This is a genomic window from Bacillus cereus group sp. MYBK79-1 (assembly GCF_051915365.1).
In the GTDB taxonomy this organism is placed as follows: Bacteria; Bacillota; Bacilli; order Bacillales; family Bacillaceae_G; genus Bacillus_A.
On the sequence record NZ_JBQAEO010000001.1, the window covers coordinates 210557 to 228354 of the forward strand.

The window sequence follows — 17798 nt, forward strand, 5'->3', positions numbered from 1 at the left end:
CCTTTTTAAATAGAATAGGAGTAAACCAAATGACAAAAAACTTGCAGTTATCAGCCGAAGAGATGCGTCAGTTAGGATATCAAGCGGTTGACTTAATTGTTGATCATATGAATCATTTAAAAAGTAAACCAGTTTCGGAAACAATTGATAGTAATATTTTTAGAGACAAGCTAATTGAAACGATTCCGGAAAACGGATCTAATCCAAAAGAATTACTTCATTTTCTTAATAACAATGTGTTTAATCAAATTACTCATGTGGATCATCCTCATTTTATGGCTTTTGTGCCAGGTCCTAATAATTATGTTGGTGTATTAGCAGATTTTTTAGCAAGTGGGTTTAATGTATTTCCTACAGCTTGGATAGTAGGTGCAGGTGCTGAACAAATTGAATTAACGACAATTAACTGGTTAAAATCAATGCTAGGATTTCCTGATTCAGCTGAAGGACTATTTGTCAGTGGCGGTTCCATGGCTAATTTGACTGCACTTACTGTAGCGAGACAGGTCAAGTTGAATAATGACATAGAAAATGCGATTGTTTATTTTTCTAACCAAACTCATTTTTCTGTAGATCGAGCACTTAAAGTATTAGGTTTTAAACAGCATCAAATTTGCCGAATTGAGACAGATGAAGATTTAAAAATTTCAGTTAGTACTTTAAGAAAGCAAATAAAAGAAGATCGATTAAAAGGGAAAAAACCATTCTGTGTTATTGCTAATGCAGGGACAACGAATTGCGGAGCGGTGGACTCCCTCGATGAATTGGCTGATCTATGTGGTGATGAAGATATATGGCTACACGCGGATGGGGCTTATGGGGCTGCAGCAATTCTTAGCGAAAAAGGAAGAGGGTTGTTAAGTGGAATTCATCGTGCCGATTCTTTAACGTTAGACCCGCACAAATGGCTTTTTCAGCCTTATGATGTTGGTTGTGTACTCATTCGAAATAGCCAATATTTAAGTAAAACATTCCGTATGATTCCAGAGTATATTAAGGATACGGAAACTAATATAGAAGAAAAGGTGAATTTTGGGGAGCGTGGAATTGAACTTTCTCGTAGATTTAGGGCATTAAAGGTATGGCTTTCTTTTAAAGTATTTGGAGTCACAGCTTTTCGCGAGGCAATTGATCATGGCATTATGTTGGCTGAACAAGTTGAAGAGTTTTTAAGGAAAGAAAAAGATTGGGAAGTGGTAACACCTGCACAGTTAGGAATTGTTACTTTTCGTTATATTCCATGTGAGCTAACATCTACAGATACAATTCATGAAATAAACAAAAAATTGGTGGAAGAAATTAATCAGAGAGGATTTGCTATGCTAAGTACGACTAAATTAAAAGAAAAAGTAGTAATTCGACTTTGCTCTATCAACCCAAGGACAACAAAAGAAGAAATACTTCAAATCATGATGAACATAAAAGCATTAGCAGAGGAAATAAACACATCGCCTAAACATCTTATATCTGTTTCTCAACCTTGATATATTAGGTGAATTTTACATATTAATAGCCGATTTTAAATGAGAATCGGCTATTATATTTAAATGATAAATAACACTCACAAATGTATACTATTTATGAGTGTTTCTCTTGTAATGGGATTAAGCCTCAACCTTAGATACTCGTTTGAACCCAGTTTTTATTGCTTGTACTATTTCGTTCACAGCATAAATAGATACATCGGCATTTGGATTTAACCCTTCAAACCAGTGATAGGCATTTGGATATAAATGAAACTCGACATCAACACCAGCTTGCGCTAGTTTGCTTACATAGGTTAATGTTTCGCTTCGGAATGGATCTAATTGACCAACAAATGTGTAAGTATACGGTAAGTCACTATAATCCTCAGCTCGAGAAGGCGCTGCATAGGCAGGGATTTGATCCGTTCCATACATTTCTCCTAAATACATTTTCCAGCCAGCTTCATTTGCCTTTTGGTTCCAAACAAATCCCTCTTTAATTTCATTCGCTGAAGGTGTATTATTTCGGTCATCAATCATTGGATATAGTGGCATTTGTAAACAAATTGAAGGATATTTTCGATCTCGGGCTATTAATGATAATGCTGCTGTTAGTCCACCGCCAGCGCTTACTCCTGCAACCCCAATTCGATTTGAATCAATGTTTAATGAATTTGCATTATCAGCAATCCATTTTAAAGCTGAATAACAATCCTCAATTGGTGCTGGATAAGGGTGTTCAGGTGCTAAGCGGTAGTCTACAGAAACGACCACACAGCCAGCTTCTTTTACAAACCTCATACAAGTATCATCATTATCATCTATAGACCCTAAGATATAACCACCACCATGTATCCATAATAAGACAGGTAAAGGTTCATGATTTGATTTTGGACGATAAATTCTTAATGGTAACGGATTATCATCAGGTCCAACAATGACTTTATCTGTTAAAGAAAGGGAGTCATCAACAACGGTAGGTGGTCTCATTTGAGCTATTCCTTCTCTGATTGATTGCAAGTTTTCCGGGCGTAAATCGAGATCCGGAAACATTTCTAACCCTTGTAATAATTCTGGATTTACTCTAGTTTTCATTTTAGCACCTCTATTTGTAATTGTTTTCAAATAAATGAAGTGGATTCTAAGTAGTTTAATTGTGAAAGAACACCACAATTAAATTGTAAATTGGATATGTCTTAGCAGTCAACAGAATATTCGGAAATTAAAACCTTTCTCAAGAAGGATTTTCATGCAACCAGTAATACAAGTGATTGATTTAGGAGTAAAGTGTTTTCATGTAGTTGTAGTTATTTACACTTAGTTTTCTAATTGAACCAAGAGGTAATCCGTTTTATTTTAATGACATATTACAAGGGATACCTGTTCGAATTCATATTCGGAAAGGATTAATACATTTTCATTCCTTAATATATAATTCAGGGAAATACTTATGGGCAGGCATTAATATAGGAGAACAGTACAAATCTTTAATGAATTTTCATATTTAACAAACACACATATAACCATTCAAATAGGGTGCTTTTTATTTGTTGTATAGAAGTTACATAATAAGCATGGATCTATATGCTATTATTCAATGAAGCTTAACCTCTATCTAAAGTTCCTTAAATTGACTACCTCCTTACCAATATTCAAAAACGATTGCGTTTTGAATTTGTGTTCCATTTTTTCTTGACCAGGTCATTGAATAACTACACATAAACTCCTTATATCTCTAGATAAACTACCGATTAGCTCCATATAGACTCTAGATAACCTATATAGAATACAAGTTATCAAGGAGGTAAGAAAAAATGAATTTTATGAAACGTGCAATTCTCAGTATGAAAAAAAGGATAGGAACATCATTAATTTTGATGGCAGTATTTCTGATTGTTACAAATTTGGTTCTTTCAGGGTTCACAATCCAAAATGCATCAAAAAAAGCGGCGGATGCTGCAAGAAAAAAACTAGGTGCAGATGTTACTTTGAGTCTTGATTTCGATAAATTAGGTCAACAAGCTCGTGAAACTGGAGAGATGCCTAATCCACCGAAGCTTAACACAAAAGAAGCAGATCAATTAGCGGAGTCAAAATATGTAAAAGACTATAATTACATAAGCAATACTTTCGGAATCTCGGATGGACTTAAACTAGTAGGAGCTTCAGAAGGAGAAGAAGAGGGAAAAGGTAAAGCAGGGATGGCGGCTGTACGAGGCGGTTCAAGTTCCCGTACAGAAATAGATATGAATGCTTCTTTTATGATTGAGGGAGTTCGCAAGACTGCATTACAAGAAAGCTTTGAAAACGGCAAAAGTAAAATCATTGATGGGAAACCAATTACAGAACAGATGAAAGATCAGAATGTAGCTTTAATGGAAAAACGATTAGCAGAATTAAACAATTTGAAAGTAGGAGACAAAGTAAAAGTACAATCAGGGGATAAGAAGGAAACCCTCGAGATTGAAATTATCGGTATTTACGAAACAAATGAGCAAGCAATGGGTCAACAGGCCCCTCCTATAATGGATCCAGCTAATAAACTATATATGCCGCATTCAACTATGAAAAAATTAGAAGTAGATCAAGGGATAAGTAGTGTTCAAGTCGTGTATTTCTTGAATGATCCACAATACATTGATGTATTTAAAAAAGAAGCAACAAAATCTGATATTGATTTTAATTATTATAAATTAGATGCACATGATTCATTGTACAAACAAATGATTGGTCCTATCGAAAATATTTCTTCTACTTCTCAAATGATTATTTATATTGTATCAATTGCAGGTGCGATTATATTAGGGTTAATCATTATGCTATCAATTAAAGGACGTCGTAAGGAAATGGGAATTCTGTTATCAATTGGAGAGAAAAAATGGAAACTGATGGCGCAGTTCGTAGTAGAAGTAGTATGTGTCGCTATTTTAGCATTTGGATTATCCATAACAACAGGAGCTAAGGTTTCTCAATATATCGGGGATAATTTACTTTCGAGTGAAATTGCTACAGCAAGCGAAGAAACGGACACCACGCGAAATAGTACTGTAATGATGTCTGGACCTGGTGGTACGCTACAAAATCAAAAAGAGGATCCAATTGATAAAATTGATGTAAGTGTAACAGGAGAAGATGTAGGGAAAATGGGGGGGCTTGGACTAGCTATTGCTATAATAGCAACGCTTCTTCCGTCATTATCTATTCTACGTTTAAATCCAAAACAAATTCTTTTAAAAGATGAATAAGGAGGCTTAATATGGAAACGATTTTACAATTTAAAAATTTGGATTATTATTATGAAAGTAATGGGAAAAATGTAGCAATACTAGAAAATGTCAACTTTTCTTTTCAAAAAGGGCATTTCTACACGATTTTAGGACCATCTGGATCTGGTAAAACTACAACTCTAAGCTTAGGTTGTGGACTGGATGTCCCTAAAAATGGTTATGTACTGTATAATGGCAAAGATATTCGAAAAATTGGTTTGGATAGATACCGTAATCAAAATGTATCTGTAATTTTCCAATCTTATAATTTAATTACTTATATGACAGCTCTTCAAAATGTCTTAACAGCAATGGAAATCACAGGTGTCAAAGTGAAAAATAAGACGGTAAGGGCATTAGAATTATTAGAGAAAGTAGGACTCACTGAAGTGGAAGCGAAACGTAACGTCTTGCAACTAAGTGGTGGGCAACAACAGCGTGTAGCAATTGCTCGAGCACTATCTTGTAATGTTGATTTACTGATTGCAGATGAACCGACAGGAAACCTCGACGAAGAAACGGCAATGGATATTATAGAACTGTTTCAAGAACTTGCACATAAAGAGAATAAATGTATTATTGTTGTAACGCATTCACAGGAAGTTGCTAAAAAATCCGATCGTGCAGTGTATTTAAGTAAGAAGAAGTTGGTCGTAAACCAAATCTAATACAAATATCTTAGCTTTTTAATTCACATAATTTTCAAAAACCATCTATTTCAAAAGCTTATATTTGATATATAATAAAATCAAGCCATAATCAAAATGGTCTCCCTGTACTGAATGTTAAAATAGTTTGTTGTTCCCGTTTTAATAATAGTTGAAAAAGAACTTGTAGGATACTCTACAAGTTCTTTTTATTATAATTGGTTACCTATATCATGGGATAATCACACATAAAAAACGGGACATTACCTAGATATATAATCTAAATGCTGTCCCGTTTAACTGTGTATCTGTATAGTTATTGCAGAATTAAACCTACAATCATAATTAAACTAAATACTATTATCCAACCAAACGCACAATAGCCAAAAATTCTAATCCATTTAGGTAATTGATTCATGTTAATTTTATTTGAGGGAACTCCCTGCATAGAAAACATCATTTTTTGATCTCTATCTCTATTATTTTGTTGTTCATACATAATATCATCACCTTTCCAGAACTATTGTGTTTATAGTATATCAGCCTGAAGGAAATTATGTACTGATAAAGGGGATAACTTAAATATTCTGTGGTGAATTTTAATTGTCCATGGCTTTAAGTGCTAATTCTTTATATATACTGAAAAAGAGCCCTATATAAATAGGATTCTTTTTCTTCAAATATTAACTTGCTGGATATGCATCAGAACCAAGGTAACGTTCTTTTATAATTTGAAGATGATGAAGCTCATGACCAGCAATGATGTATGCTAATGCACGAACTGTAACTTCAGAATTATTCGCATTTCCTCTTTGTGACCAAGCTTCTTTATCTAAGCTCCTAAGTAAATACAGGGTAGATTGGCGAACAACTATTAAATTCTCAAGAAGATCTTGCATAGATTGCTTATCAAAAGCAGCTCTAAGAACATACATATCATCATTATAGCCTGGAAGTTCTGCTGTCTCGCCTCGAGCGATAGATAGCAATCGATACGCCATAATACGTTCTGTATCTGCTATATGACCGATTACTTCTTTTATGCTCCATTTAGTAGGAGCATACCGGAAAAGTCCCTCACTATCAGAAATTCTCTTTAATAATAGATTCGTTTCCTTCATTTGTTGTTCTAGAATATGTATGATATTTCCGTCTGATACCAATTTGGTATACGTTGCATAATAGGAGTTATATTCACTTATCTTTGGTCTTATTTGCATACGAATCATCCTTTATGTTTTATGTTTAATCTTTACATATAGCTTATCATAAAAGAATTCCAAATTAATCTGAAAAATGGAGGCAAATATGCATTTTTCATCTTCCTTTTCAGTTGCATAGATGAAATGCATCTCAAATAAGAGAATCTAATTTGCTGCTAAGCGAAATTTCGTTTTTTTGCTGTTATAGTAGAAGGTGAATATTTAAATTGAATACAGTTTGTCACTACTTATGACAATCGTAATTTAAGAAGTAGCATATATCATTAAATGAAAAGCCTGTTAATCAGTTTATACTTACTACAAAAACAAACAAACTCGTCCTATTTAAAGGAGAGTTTGTTTGTTTTTGTATTTAGATAATGGAATACGCATGCTAAATTGCACACTATGTTCCATATTTCTTATAGAATACTTTATATCTATTCTTTCAAGAATTTGTTTAACAATATATAGACCTAAACCACTTCCTCCGGTATTTCGATTCCTAGATTTTTCAATTCGATAAAATGGTTTGAAAATTTGTTGTATATCTTCATCTTTAATATTGATACCTGTATTTATAATTTGCATTTTAATTTGACCTTGTTTAGGATCCTCACTTAACTTTATATAGACTTTTTCATTATGTGGTGAATACATAACTGCATTATGGATAATATTTTTACATGCTTTTTCAAAAAGGACACGATCTGTATAAACAGAAAGGTCAGAGTCAATTTCTTTTATTATTTGGATGTTTTTTTGAGAAGCGAAAAATTCGAGATCTTTTGTGATTGTACCTATTAACTTTGAAAGATTAACTTCTTCTATTTTTAGTTTAAAAGTGTGTTGTTCTAACTTTGACATACTTAAAATTTCACGAACTAGTTGTTCCATACTTTCAATAATTTGATGATTTTTCTTTAAATATTGATCACGATTTTGATAAGGGCCAATATTGTATATCATCCCTTCTAAGTATCCTTTCATTACAGTAAGAGGGGACTTTAATTCATGTGCTACAATGGCAAAAAACTCTCTGCGTTTTGTTTCTATTTCTCTTTCTTTTTCAATATCATTTTTTAATTGTTCATTTGCTTTTTTCAAATCAAACATAGCTTGTTGTAAGTTAATAGACATGTCATTCAAACTATTAGATAATTCTCCTAACTCATCTGTAGAGCGAACCTCAATTTTTTCGGAGAAATCTAAATTTGCCATCTTTTGTGCACCCTCATTAATATAAATAAGTGGCTTTGTAATAAATCTGGAATAGAAATAAGCACTCCCTATACCAATTACGAGCACGATGATACTAATATAGGGGAGAAAGCGCACTAATACCTGCGAAGCTTCATCAATCGGTTGAAATGTTGCGAACACCACAAGCGTTAAACTACCATCTTGGAATTGAATTGGTTCCGTAACATTATATGAATTGCTAATGGTACCTGCATTCTCAAATCGTGTGGCTTTAGTAACTACTGTTGTTTGTGTACCACTTTGAATAAAAGAAAATGAAGGCGAGTAAATAATTACTCCTTCTTTATTTTGAAGCGAAAGCATCGCGTTATTTTTTTTTGCGTATTCATCAAAAAGTGGTATCGCATCTTGAAACGTAAGATCTTTGGACTTATCAATTATATCTTTTATCCCTGTTTGAAGTTGATCTGTTTTGTATTGCTCATAAAACGTAGGGAGAAAGAAATATAAAGTCAAATAAATTAACACTGCAAAGGATAACAAAATGAGAGATGTAGTCATAAAGAGTTTATAAGTAATTTGCTTCATCTTCATGACTTTTAAAATTTTATTCATCAACTTTATAACCAATACCCTTAATTGTTTTAATATAGGGGATAGCTAGTTTTTTACGTAGGTTTTTAATATGTGTATCTATTATTCGTGTTTCCCCAAAATAATCGTATCCCCAAACTTTTTCTACGATATTTTCTCTTGTCAGTACTTTTCTCTCATTTTGAAATAGTAGTTGTAGAATTTCGAACTCTTTTGTCGTTAACAAAATTTCAACATCATTTACATATACTCTATATGCATCAACATCAATGCGCACTTCTTTAAATACCAAATGATTATTTACATTTTCATCATAACTTCTTCTAAGTACAGCTTCGACTCGTCTAATCAAAACATGAAACGAAAAGGGTTTTGTTATATAATCATCAATCCCAAGATCGAACCCTTTCATTTGATCTTCCTCTTCTTCTAACGCAGTTAGCATAATAATTGGTATGTTTGACTGATTTCGAATCATTTTAGCAACTTCAAATCCATTAAAATTGGGCATCATTACATCTAGAAGAACTAAATCAAAGGATTGCTTATTAAATTGTGTCATACCCTCTAGTCCATCTGAAGCAACTACCACTGTATATTGTTGGGTCATTAAAAATTGTTTAATTAATTCCTGAATTTCTTGATCGTCCTCAACCACGAGGATATGATAGTTTTTCATAATATCACCTCTGGTAGTCATTATAGCCGTACTATCTGTAGTTTATGTGGAGATACAGTAGGAAACTTCATAGGACGTTTAACGTATTAACTCGATTTTCAAGATTTTATATTCTCCATAAAAAAGTACTATTACCCATATTCCTTTTTATGGAGAAATATTTGTGTGCTTGAAAAAACTTATCATATAAAATGCTGAACGATTAATATTTACGAAAAAATAATGTATAATAATGTAAAATGTGTGAAGTTTTTTAATTTTTTGAAAATACACTTTCGAAGTTTTAATAGAAGGGAGATGAATTTAAAGATAAAAGAAGCCAGCGAAATTCTAGAGCGTATGCCACAAACTTTGGAGTTTTTTTGCTAATTTAGTAAAGGCCTAAGGTGCGAACTACGGATTATTTAAATCATGTGAGAAAGGTTGTGAAATTATTTGATGGGTTATAAAGCGATGCTGTTTGATTTAGATGATACGTTACTTGATAGAGATAAGGCAGTAGATAATCTGTTTTTATTAGTTTTAGAAAAGTGTTATGAGGATGTTAGTGATACAATCAAAAACAATATGCTACAGAAATTCAAAGAATACGATAAAAGAGAATATGGCAGTAGTGATAAAACGATAGTTTTAGAATCATTATTTGATGAATTCGCGCCGAAATATAGATTATCGCGCAATTATATCCAAGATTTTTGGAATGAAAATTTCCCTAAATGTTTTTCGATAGACCAAAATACTATTCATTTCTTAAATCACATAAAGAAGCACTTAAAAGTTGGAATTATAACAAATGGATCAACGCAGAGGCAAACGGCTAAAATAATTAACACAAATTTAAATAATTACTTTGAAACAATTATTATTTCTGAAGAAGTGGGGTTTAGTAAACCTGATAAGCGTATATTCGAACTAACTTTAAATAAGCTTAATGTGCAACCAGATGATGTATTATTTGTTGGAGATGACTTAGAAAAGGATATTGCTGGTCCTCAAAACGCAAATATAAAAGGCGTGTGGTTTAACCCTCAGAAAATCAAGAATACTACCAAAATACAACCATATGCCGAGATTAACACTTTGGATAGTTTGTTAAGTTATGTTACTCCACAATATTTTTATAACAAGTAAAAGTAATTTCATATATATATTCGAAAATATAAAAAAGAAAAACTATCATTAATTTCATTGACCGTATTAGTAATAAAAAATATATATTTACAATAAAAAAATAGAGGCGATTTTAATAGCTGCGGCTAATTTAATCTATGATTAATACGAAGTTTTGTAAAACAATTTTACTCATACTGTGTAAATTATAAAGGGGTGGGACTATGGAAATAAAGAAAGTAGTAATCGATGGAATCAATATTGCGGTCATAAGAAATGAGAAGGTACTAATATCCGATGTTCAAACGGCATTGGATATTATGGCAACAGTTCAATATGAGGTGGATGCGAAACATATTATTATTGACAAATCATTAATAAGCGAAAGTTTTTTTGACCTAAAAACACGCCTTGCTGGTGATATTCTTCAAAAGTTTATAAACTACAAGGTAAAGATCGCTATCATTGGAGATTTCTCTATGTATACTAGTAAAAGCTTACAGGATTTTATTTATGAGTGCAATAAAGGGAAAGACATTTTTTACTTAGCAACTGAACAACAAGCAATTGAAAAACTAAGTACATTAAAGTAATAATACCTCAGTAAAATATCCCTCTTTTTCACATAGCAAATTATTTACAACATATAAGAACTAATGTTTGTGGTAAACTAAGAAATGAATAAAGGGGGAGTTTTCTTGTACAATTTTAATGATACAATCCGAAATTTAAACAATTTAGTTTACAAACCTAACAATTTAATGATTACGAATCTAAAAGAAGAAAAGCAAAACGCAGAATATGCAGGATGTTTATTTCACTTAAATCATAAAAGTATTCGTTTTAGAATATCAAAAATTACCCCTAATAAAATTGGGCAATTTGTTTCTTTTTGGGAAAAAGATGACAATATGCAAAATCAAGCATTTTCTTATGACGCTGCTCCTGACTTATTAGTTATCACTTGTTTAGATGATAATAAACTAGGACAATTTATTTTCCCTAAAGAAATTCTACTTAAAGAAAAAATATTGAAAACGAAAAGTCAAAAAGGAAAGATGGCTATGAGAGTTTACCCGGTTTGGGATACTCCTGTTAGCAACCAAGCTAAAAAGAGCCAAATGTGGCAACTTCAATATTTTGTTGATTTAAGTGATCATAATCATTTACCTAAAGACAAACTATTACATTTGTATTTGTAACTTCTTTTCTTAAGTAATCTTGCGAGTTAGATTTTTTGTACCGGTACAGTTAAACGAAATGTACATTGTTTCAGTACCCCATAAAATTTACAATCAGCATATACTATTTTAACTTATACATGTTAAGGGGTGCTGACTATGACAAGTCTACAACATAAGATTTTTACAAGATTGAATCTTACAAACCGTACTGAAGTGAAGTTTGAAGAATTAAATACAATTCTTTTTGCATTTGCACACACTATACCATTTGAGAATTTAGATGTTATAGCACGTAATGCGAATATAATTACTATGGAAAATTTACAGAATAAAATTTCAACTACATCCCGCGGCGGACTTTGTTATGAATTAAATACTCTTTTTTACTACTTTTTACAAGATTGTGGTTATGATGTACAGCTTGCACTTGGTACTGTATATAAAAATGATATAAACGCATGGGCACTTGAGGATGGGCATATAACGATTATTTTAAATTATGCTAATGAACAATACTTAATTGATGTAGGTATTGCTTCATTAGTACCTTTAATCCCTGTACCTTTTACTGGTGAGTCTGTTTCCACTAAAAACGGTACGTATCGAGTGAAAAAAAGAGACACGAGTAAAGGAAATTACGTTCTAGAAAGAAAAGATACGGACGGAGAGTGGAAAGTTTGTCATGCTTTTTATAATCGTATCATTGATGAGGCAGTAGTGAACGATGTTCAAAGAAGAGTAATAGAAGATGAGAAATCTATTTTCAATAAGGGCCCAATTGCAGTCAAATTAACGGACTCTGGCCATGTTTCTTTAACAAATACTAGTTTAACTGAAATCATTCATGGTGAAAAAGTAAAACGTGAAATTACAGAAGATCAATATAGAGAGCTTTTATATACTTTATTTGCTATTGAGTTGTGATGTAACGAATAGCTAGCCGGTTCTTACGCAGAGTCGGCTATTTTATTAACTTTATTTTAAAACTACTATTAAAGTTTGATTTTCTAATTAGATATAATACACTAGAACAGTATGAAAAATTATAAACAATGAATTTTGAATGTAAAGGAAGATTTTTATGTCAATTATTGATAAATTGAAACTTAATAAGTATACAAATATGGTCGTAATTAATGAACCTAGTGATTATGACATTTTTACCGGGGAAGAAACTGCATTTTCCAAAGGTCACGATGCCATTTTTGTTTTTGTAGAAACACTTGATGAAATGGTGAAACAAACGAATTTTATTATTAGTAATGAAGAATTACTAATTGAAAAAGGCTACATATTCTTCGCGTATCCGAAAAAAGGTAATTCTCGATATAGTACGTTTATTCACCGTGATGAAATGTTTCCAGCATTAAACGTTGGTGAAGATGGGTATGTAGGACAAAGTGATATTAAATTTGCACGAATGGTAAGTATGGACGATGTCTTTACTGTTGTAGGTTTAAAGCGTGAAAAGAAAAAAGAGAAGAAAACGCCTGCTATGAGTCAATGTGTTGCTGATTATGCAGATCGTATTAAAGATGTTGAAGCATTATTGGCTAATCATCCAAATGAACTTACGTTTTATCAAAGTTTAACACCTGGATATCAAAAAGATTGGGCACGTAATTTATTTTCTGTAAAACAAGAAAAAACACGCGATAAACGTCTTGAGAAAATGATTGAAATCCTTTCACAAGGCTATAAAACAATTGAACTATTCCGTAAGAAGAAAAAATAACGATTAGGAAAGTCACAATGATGCAACAATTAATTACACTTAGCACATTGAAATAAGAATTCCTTTCAGTATACTAAAGTATGTTCTTATATTTAAATAATTAGCAAAAGAGAAAAGGTGTTTGAAATGAAATCGTATATTGTAGTTGGAGCTGGTATTTTAGGGGCGTCTACTGCTTATCATCTTGCTAAAGCAGGTGCGAACGTTACTATCGTGGATCGCCAACAATTAGGTCAAGCAACTGATGCAGCAGCTGGTATTGTATGTCCATGGCTTTCACAGCGTCGTAATAAAGCGTGGTATAAAATCGCTAAAGGCGGTGCGCGTTACTATTCTTCTTTAATTCAGCAATTAGAAGAAGACGGTGAAACGGATACAGGATACAAACGTGTAGGTGCAATTAGTTTACATACTGATGAGAAAAAGTTAGATAAAATGGAAGAACGGGCTTATAAACGACGTGAAGATGCACCAGAGATCGGAGAAATTACACGTTTATCAGCTGAAGAAACGAAAAAATTATTCCCAGCATTATCAGAAGAATACAGTTCTGTTCATATTAGTGGCGCTGCACGAGTAAACGGAAGATCATTACGTAACGCATTAATAAGTGCTGCGAAAAAACATGGCGCAACTTTTATTAAAGGCGATGCAATATTAGTCCGTGAAGGTAATCATATTACTGGAGTAAAAGTAAATGACGAAATAATGGTAGCAGAAAAGGTAATTGTAACTGCAGGCGCATGGGCGAATGAAATATTAAATCCATTAGGGATCAATTTCTTAGTTACATTCCAAAAAGGACAAATTGTTCACCTGCAAACGGAAAATACAGCAACAGAGAATATGCCAGTTGTTATGCCTCCAAACGATCAATACATTTTAACGTTTGACAATGGTCATGTCGTAATTGGAGCTACCCATGAAAACGAAACTGGCTTCGATCATCGTGTAACAGCAGGTGGTTTACATGAAGTATTCCATAAAGCGTTAACAGTTGCACCTGGTTTAGAAGATGGTACTATGTTTGAAACGAGAGTTGGTTTTAGACCATTTACACCAGGATTCTTACCTGTTATTGGGCCACTACCTAACTTTGAAGGTATTCTCATTGCGAACGGATTAGGTGCTTCAGGTTTAACTGCCGGCCCATATTTAGGATCAGAATTAGCTAAACTAGCACTTGGCCAAACAATTGAATTAGATTTAAACGATTATGACGTTGCGGGTGCAATTGAATAATAAAAAAAGATTAGGATTCGCTCCTAATCTTTTTTTATTTGGAGTAGCACGACATACCCATCAAGCTAATATTTTTAATTACTCCCATTAAAAATATGCATCGTTGACTACAAATAAGATGGTTATGTTAATTGAAGACAATTGATTTAAATCGCGAAATTTATATAAAAAAGATAAAATGGAAGAGTGTTTGAAATATTTAGATGAAAAAGTGGGCGAGATATGATGAGTATAATTGGGGTACAGCTGAGATACGTGTAAAAATAGGTCATAGACTTATATTTATTTCTATGTATAAAATCAGCTTTTTCTTAATTGTTAGGGGTCACCATACATCGCAATCAAGTTAAGGAGACGAATTTCCCTCAAAATGAAAAAACGTTTGCAATAAGACTTATAATGAAATTAAGTTCTTGATATATCCCGTCAAGGATATATTATGAAACAGTGTTTAAATAAAGGAGTTGTATAAAATGAATGAAAAAAAAGATACAGAAATAAAACGCTCTTCAAAAGCAGAAAACATTCTATCTCAGATCGATAGTAAAACTAAGCTAGGCGACTTACGAAAAATCGCGAAGGACATTAAAAAAGATCACGAACTAGCTATGGAACTTTGGTCAACCGAAGAGTTTTTGCCCAGGCTATTAGCAATCTTAATTATGGACAAAAAACTTCTTTCACAAGATGTGCTAAATAAGCTTGATAAGGATATGCAAACTCACACTTTTAATGAGCGAAATAACTTAATGGATTGGTTAATGGCTAATCAGCTCACCAAAGACAAGAAGAAAATTGCATTGATGGAGTCATGGGAAAATAGTCCTTCTGCTCTTCAAAGGCGAGCTTTTTGGTATTATCAAGGGCGCTTGAGATGGACTGGGCAAACACCGCCTGATAACACAGCAGACTTGCTATCTGCATTAGAAGCTAATATTATGCAAGAAGAACCGGAAGTTCAATGGGCTATGAACTTCACCGCAGGCTGGATAGGCGTTTATGATGAAAAGAATCGTGCACGTTGTATTAAACTTGGTGAGAAAACGGGTCTTTACAAAGATGTAATAGTAGCAAGAGGATGTACTCCCAGCTATTTGCCGGAGTTCATTACGATTGAAGTTAACAAACGACATATTGATTAAAAAAGTGTAGCAATTCCAACTTAGGTGTTTATGTAACCGACAGAATTGAGCATAAAATGTCGGGTTTCATGTAATGATTATTGTTAAGTTAGTAACAAGGGAGGTTATTTTATGGATATGTTAAAAGGAATGAATGAGGCATTAAACTATATTGAAGAGAACTTGGATAACTATATTAATTTAAAAGAAGTGGCGAGCAAAGCTTTCTTTTCGGAGTATCACTTTAAACGGCTTTTTTCTCTTCTTTCGGGTATTACAATATCTGAGTATATTCGTAGACGTCGATTAACGATGGCAGCCTTAGAACTGAAAGACCTTAATGTAAAAGTAATTGATGTTGCAATTAAATATGGCTATTGTTCTCCAGATGCCTTTTCACGAGCGTTTCAAAGTTTTCATGGTGTTACTCCATCATTAGCACGGAAGTTGGAACAGAACTTGAAAGCATATCCAAGAATGGCCTTTCAACTAACGATTCAGGGAGGTATTGAAATGAATTATCGAATTGTCAAAAAAGAAGGATTTGAGGTTTTTGGAATTAAATATAATGTTGAAGTGGTGAATGAGACTCTTTCACCTACTTATGAAGATATGCTTACAGCTATTAGTGAGACGACAATGAAAGAATTAGAATCCCTTGCTACCAATGAACCCTTTGGTCTTGTACATGTAACGGTTAATTACGCAGAACACGATAACGGGAAGGCAACTTTTGAACAGTATATAGGAGCGGTTACTACAAAAAATGAAAAGATAAAGGAATATGCAACATTAGAAGTTCCTCCTCTATTATGGGTTATTTTTGAAGTAGATGGAGACTGGCAACAAGTTGAAGAACATTGGAAGCGAATCTATTCTGAGTGGCTACCTTCTTCTTCCTATCAACTTGCAGAAGGACCTGAAATACTAGCTAGTAAAAATCAGAAAAGTGAAATTTGGATTCCTATTATGGTTACTGCCAGAGAATTGGAAAAAGAACCACGCTAAGCAACATAGGGATCACATCGCTTAAAGCGTAAAACTGTATTATTTCTATAATACTATGCACCTTAATAATGTATAGTATTATAGAAATAAGTAATATAAAAAGAGATTGAATGACACATTTGTTAGCTAATACTGTAATTGTTTTAATAATCTTTTGTTTAATTCCCATAATGCGGTTTTGTTACTATCCCACTTTAAAAGCCTTACTGCTTCCTCAAAGCACACCCATTTATAATTCAAGTGTTCTTTGGATAATGAAATGGTTTTTGTAGGAACTTTAACTCCAAAAGAAAATTCTTTTATTACATAAACATCATCTCCCCAAAGAAATTCTCCAACTACATCTTCTACTGGTAGTGAAGACACAGAATCTAATTTTATATAAGGGAATTCTCTTAAAATACCAGCCTCTTCAAACGCTTCCCGTTTTGCTGATTCAGAAGGAGTCTCACCATCTTCTCCACCACCAGCTATTCCTTGCCAATAACCATAATCACTTCGATTAAAAATAGCATATTGAATAGAATCATCAGTTATCATATAAGGAAATACTAATACTTGATATGGCGCTCTCATTGCATAACCTCTTCCCAAAAATAAGCTTTAAATAAATTTGAATCATTTATTCCCTAACCTATTAGTTTAGTAGATGAAGAGCCGACATCACTATTCTACATTAATAATGCAGGTTTATGATGCCGGTTCTTCATTAAAAAAAACAAATTTATTGTTCATAAACATGTGTACCTTTAACGTAAGAAAACTGTTTTTTTCTTGTCAAAATTTACTTAGCGTGTTTTTTCTCCGAAATGCTGGCGATACGTCTATTTATATTTAATTACTATATGAAGTGGGGGTTCTTTTGAATAAAAACACCACGGATAAAATAAATATTACAGCCTTCAAACTTCCCCAATACGGATATACAGCATGATCTGTTAAACTAGCATATTGAAAGATATTCTCTAAACCGAAAATTCCTATCATGACTGCTAAGAGAAAAGCAGCTTTTCCAATAGTACTATTACGATAGAGGGTAAATAAGTATATTGCACATATAAGTGGTACGATGATTTGTAGTAAGATTGCCATGGATTGTCCCCCTAATTTGTATTTTATACTTTTATCATATCAAAAAATGTAATAAAAAGGTATGTAAGTTAATAGATGTTAGAATTAGTGTTTAACATTTCCTGAAAACAGACTTATATGAAAAGGGATATTACGATTCCTTCTCTATAGTTATAGTTTTGAGACTAATTGAACTAATCTAATCATATTCTTCTAGTGAACTATTCACCACTTAGCAAAGCTTGAAGTGGGAGCTTCTCAGTTCCACGA

The 17798-nt window shown here is 32.8% G+C and carries 18 protein-coding genes; 11 read left to right on the forward strand and 7 right to left on the reverse strand.

The genetic code is table 11. From position 1 onward, the window contains the following. Positions 1-29: 29 nt before the first annotated feature. On the forward strand, positions 30-1484 hold the full coding sequence (locus ACTFOB_RS01150) for a pyridoxal phosphate-dependent decarboxylase family protein (protein WP_440024020.1): 1455 nt from the start codon (positions 30-32) through the stop codon (positions 1482-1484). 120 nt (positions 1485-1604) lie between these two features. Here ACTFOB_RS01150 and ACTFOB_RS01155 read toward each other — a convergent pair whose 3' ends face one another. After that, complete coding sequence (locus ACTFOB_RS01155; protein WP_440024022.1) at positions 1605-2561, reverse strand: alpha/beta hydrolase; 957 nt, start codon at positions 2559-2561, stop codon at positions 1605-1607. A gap of 719 nt (positions 2562-3280) precedes the next feature. On the opposite strand from ACTFOB_RS01155, the gene ACTFOB_RS01160 reads away from it, so the two are divergent. Together ACTFOB_RS01160 and ACTFOB_RS01165 are read left to right on the forward strand one after the other, a co-directional pair. Then, complete coding sequence (locus tag ACTFOB_RS01160; RefSeq protein WP_440024024.1) at positions 3281-4711, forward strand: ABC transporter permease; 1431 nt, start codon at positions 3281-3283, stop codon at positions 4709-4711. An 11-nt stretch (positions 4712-4722) separates the two neighbouring features. Beyond that, complete coding sequence (locus ACTFOB_RS01165) at positions 4723-5400, forward strand: ABC transporter ATP-binding protein (RefSeq protein WP_440024025.1); 678 nt, start codon at positions 4723-4725, stop codon at positions 5398-5400. 295 nt (positions 5401-5695) lie between these two features. Here ACTFOB_RS01165 and ACTFOB_RS01170 read toward each other — a convergent pair whose 3' ends face one another. From ACTFOB_RS01170 to ACTFOB_RS01185, 4 genes are all read right to left on the reverse strand, one after another. Next, complete coding sequence (locus ACTFOB_RS01170; protein ID WP_000273229.1) at positions 5696-5878, reverse strand: hypothetical protein; 183 nt, start codon at positions 5876-5878, stop codon at positions 5696-5698. A 184-nt stretch (positions 5879-6062) separates the two neighbouring features. After that, positions 6063-6599 carry a DinB family protein gene (locus tag ACTFOB_RS01175; RefSeq protein WP_440024026.1) on the reverse strand — a complete coding sequence of 179 codons (537 nt, stop codon included), beginning with the start codon at positions 6597-6599 and terminating at the stop codon, positions 6063-6065. Between the two features lie 327 nt (positions 6600-6926). Next, entirely contained in the window at positions 6927-8399 is a 1473-nt protein-coding gene (locus ACTFOB_RS01180; RefSeq protein WP_440024028.1) for an ATP-binding protein, read from the reverse strand. After that, positions 8392-9057, reverse strand: coding sequence for a response regulator transcription factor (locus tag ACTFOB_RS01185; protein WP_440024773.1), 666 nt, complete (start codon positions 9055-9057; stop codon positions 8392-8394). The genes ACTFOB_RS01180 and ACTFOB_RS01185 overlap by 8 nt, the downstream gene beginning before the upstream one ends. 438 nt (positions 9058-9495) lie before the next feature. On the opposite strand from ACTFOB_RS01185, the gene ACTFOB_RS01190 reads away from it, so the two are divergent. The 8 genes from ACTFOB_RS01190 (at position 9496) to ACTFOB_RS01225 (ending at position 16457) form a co-directional block, all read left to right on the forward strand. Next, the gene (locus ACTFOB_RS01190) at positions 9496-10188 is read left to right on the forward strand and encodes an HAD family hydrolase (RefSeq protein ID WP_440024030.1); all 693 of its coding nucleotides are present in this window, start codon (positions 9496-9498) and stop codon (positions 10186-10188) included. A 203-nt stretch (positions 10189-10391) separates the two neighbouring features. Next, positions 10392-10760, forward strand: a complete 369-nt coding sequence (locus ACTFOB_RS01195; protein ID WP_440024031.1) for a DUF4180 domain-containing protein — start codon at positions 10392-10394, stop codon at positions 10758-10760. Positions 10761-10865: 105 nt separating this feature from the next. Next, positions 10866-11369, forward strand: a complete 504-nt coding sequence (locus ACTFOB_RS01200) for a MepB family protein (protein ID WP_440024032.1) — start codon at positions 10866-10868, stop codon at positions 11367-11369. 138 nt (positions 11370-11507) lie between these two features. Then, positions 11508-12275: an arylamine N-acetyltransferase family protein gene (locus ACTFOB_RS01205; protein ID WP_440024033.1), complete on the forward strand. Its 768-nt coding sequence runs from the start codon at positions 11508-11510 to the stop codon at positions 12273-12275. 157 nt (positions 12276-12432) lie between these two features. Next, positions 12433-13086 carry a YdeI/OmpD-associated family protein gene (locus ACTFOB_RS01210; protein WP_440024035.1) on the forward strand — a complete coding sequence of 218 codons (654 nt, stop codon included), beginning with the start codon at positions 12433-12435 and terminating at the stop codon, positions 13084-13086. A 126-nt stretch (positions 13087-13212) separates the two neighbouring features. Beyond that, the gene (locus ACTFOB_RS01215) at positions 13213-14328 is read left to right on the forward strand and encodes an NAD(P)/FAD-dependent oxidoreductase (protein ID WP_440024036.1); all 1116 of its coding nucleotides are present in this window, start codon (positions 13213-13215) and stop codon (positions 14326-14328) included. 473 nt (positions 14329-14801) lie between these two features. Further along, positions 14802-15470 carry a DNA alkylation repair protein gene (locus ACTFOB_RS01220; RefSeq protein ID WP_440024038.1) on the forward strand — a complete coding sequence of 223 codons (669 nt, stop codon included), beginning with the start codon at positions 14802-14804 and terminating at the stop codon, positions 15468-15470. Positions 15471-15581: 111 nt separating this feature from the next. Continuing rightward, the gene (locus ACTFOB_RS01225; RefSeq protein ID WP_440024040.1) at positions 15582-16457 is read left to right on the forward strand and encodes an AraC family transcriptional regulator; all 876 of its coding nucleotides are present in this window, start codon (positions 15582-15584) and stop codon (positions 16455-16457) included. A 126-nt stretch (positions 16458-16583) separates the two neighbouring features. On the opposite strand, the gene ACTFOB_RS01230 is transcribed toward ACTFOB_RS01225, so the two are convergent. Together ACTFOB_RS01230 and ACTFOB_RS01235 are read right to left on the reverse strand one after the other, a co-directional pair. Next, positions 16584-17033 carry an NUDIX hydrolase gene (locus ACTFOB_RS01230; RefSeq protein WP_440024041.1) on the reverse strand — a complete coding sequence of 150 codons (450 nt, stop codon included), beginning with the start codon at positions 17031-17033 and terminating at the stop codon, positions 16584-16586. 258 nt (positions 17034-17291) lie between these two features. Next, positions 17292-17549: a hypothetical protein gene (locus ACTFOB_RS01235; RefSeq protein ID WP_440024043.1), complete on the reverse strand. Its 258-nt coding sequence runs from the start codon at positions 17547-17549 to the stop codon at positions 17292-17294. Positions 17550-17798: the final 249 nt, after the last annotated feature.

Bases quoted from the DNA above. Each gene is read 5' to 3' on its own strand.
- ACTFOB_RS01230 (WP_440024041.1), bottom strand. From the start codon at position 17,033: ATGAGAGCGCCATATCAAGTATTAGTATTTCCTTATATGATAACTGAT.
- ACTFOB_RS01160 (WP_440024024.1), top strand. From the start codon at position 3,281: ATGAATTTTATGAAACGTGCAATTCTCAGTATGAAAAAAAGGATAGGA.
- ACTFOB_RS01190 (WP_440024030.1), top strand. From the start codon at position 9,496: ATGGGTTATAAAGCGATGCTGTTTGATTTAGATGATACGTTACTTGAT.
- ACTFOB_RS01235 (WP_440024043.1), bottom strand. From the start codon at position 17,549: ATGGCAATCTTACTACAAATCATCGTACCACTTATATGTGCAATATAC.
- ACTFOB_RS01175 (WP_440024026.1), bottom strand. From the start codon at position 6,599: ATGCAAATAAGACCAAAGATAAGTGAATATAACTCCTATTATGCAACG.
- ACTFOB_RS01150 (WP_440024020.1), top strand. From the start codon at position 30: ATGACAAAAAACTTGCAGTTATCAGCCGAAGAGATGCGTCAGTTAGGA.
- ACTFOB_RS01170 (WP_000273229.1), bottom strand. From the start codon at position 5,878: ATGTATGAACAACAAAATAATAGAGATAGAGATCAAAAAATGATGTTT.
- ACTFOB_RS01155 (WP_440024022.1), bottom strand. From the start codon at position 2,561: ATGAAAACTAGAGTAAATCCAGAATTATTACAAGGGTTAGAAATGTTT.
- ACTFOB_RS01165 (WP_440024025.1), top strand. From the start codon at position 4,723: ATGGAAACGATTTTACAATTTAAAAATTTGGATTATTATTATGAAAGT.
- ACTFOB_RS01180 (WP_440024028.1), bottom strand. From the start codon at position 8,399: ATGAATAAAATTTTAAAAGTCATGAAGATGAAGCAAATTACTTATAAA.
- ACTFOB_RS01210 (WP_440024035.1), top strand. From the start codon at position 12,433: ATGTCAATTATTGATAAATTGAAACTTAATAAGTATACAAATATGGTC.
- ACTFOB_RS01205 (WP_440024033.1), top strand. From the start codon at position 11,508: ATGACAAGTCTACAACATAAGATTTTTACAAGATTGAATCTTACAAAC.
- ACTFOB_RS01225 (WP_440024040.1), top strand. From the start codon at position 15,582: ATGGATATGTTAAAAGGAATGAATGAGGCATTAAACTATATTGAAGAG.
- ACTFOB_RS01220 (WP_440024038.1), top strand. From the start codon at position 14,802: ATGAATGAAAAAAAAGATACAGAAATAAAACGCTCTTCAAAAGCAGAA.
- ACTFOB_RS01185 (WP_440024773.1), bottom strand. From the start codon at position 9,057: ATGAAAAACTATCATATCCTCGTGGTTGAGGACGATCAAGAAATTCAG.
- ACTFOB_RS01215 (WP_440024036.1), top strand. From the start codon at position 13,213: ATGAAATCGTATATTGTAGTTGGAGCTGGTATTTTAGGGGCGTCTACT.
- ACTFOB_RS01195 (WP_440024031.1), top strand. From the start codon at position 10,392: ATGGAAATAAAGAAAGTAGTAATCGATGGAATCAATATTGCGGTCATA.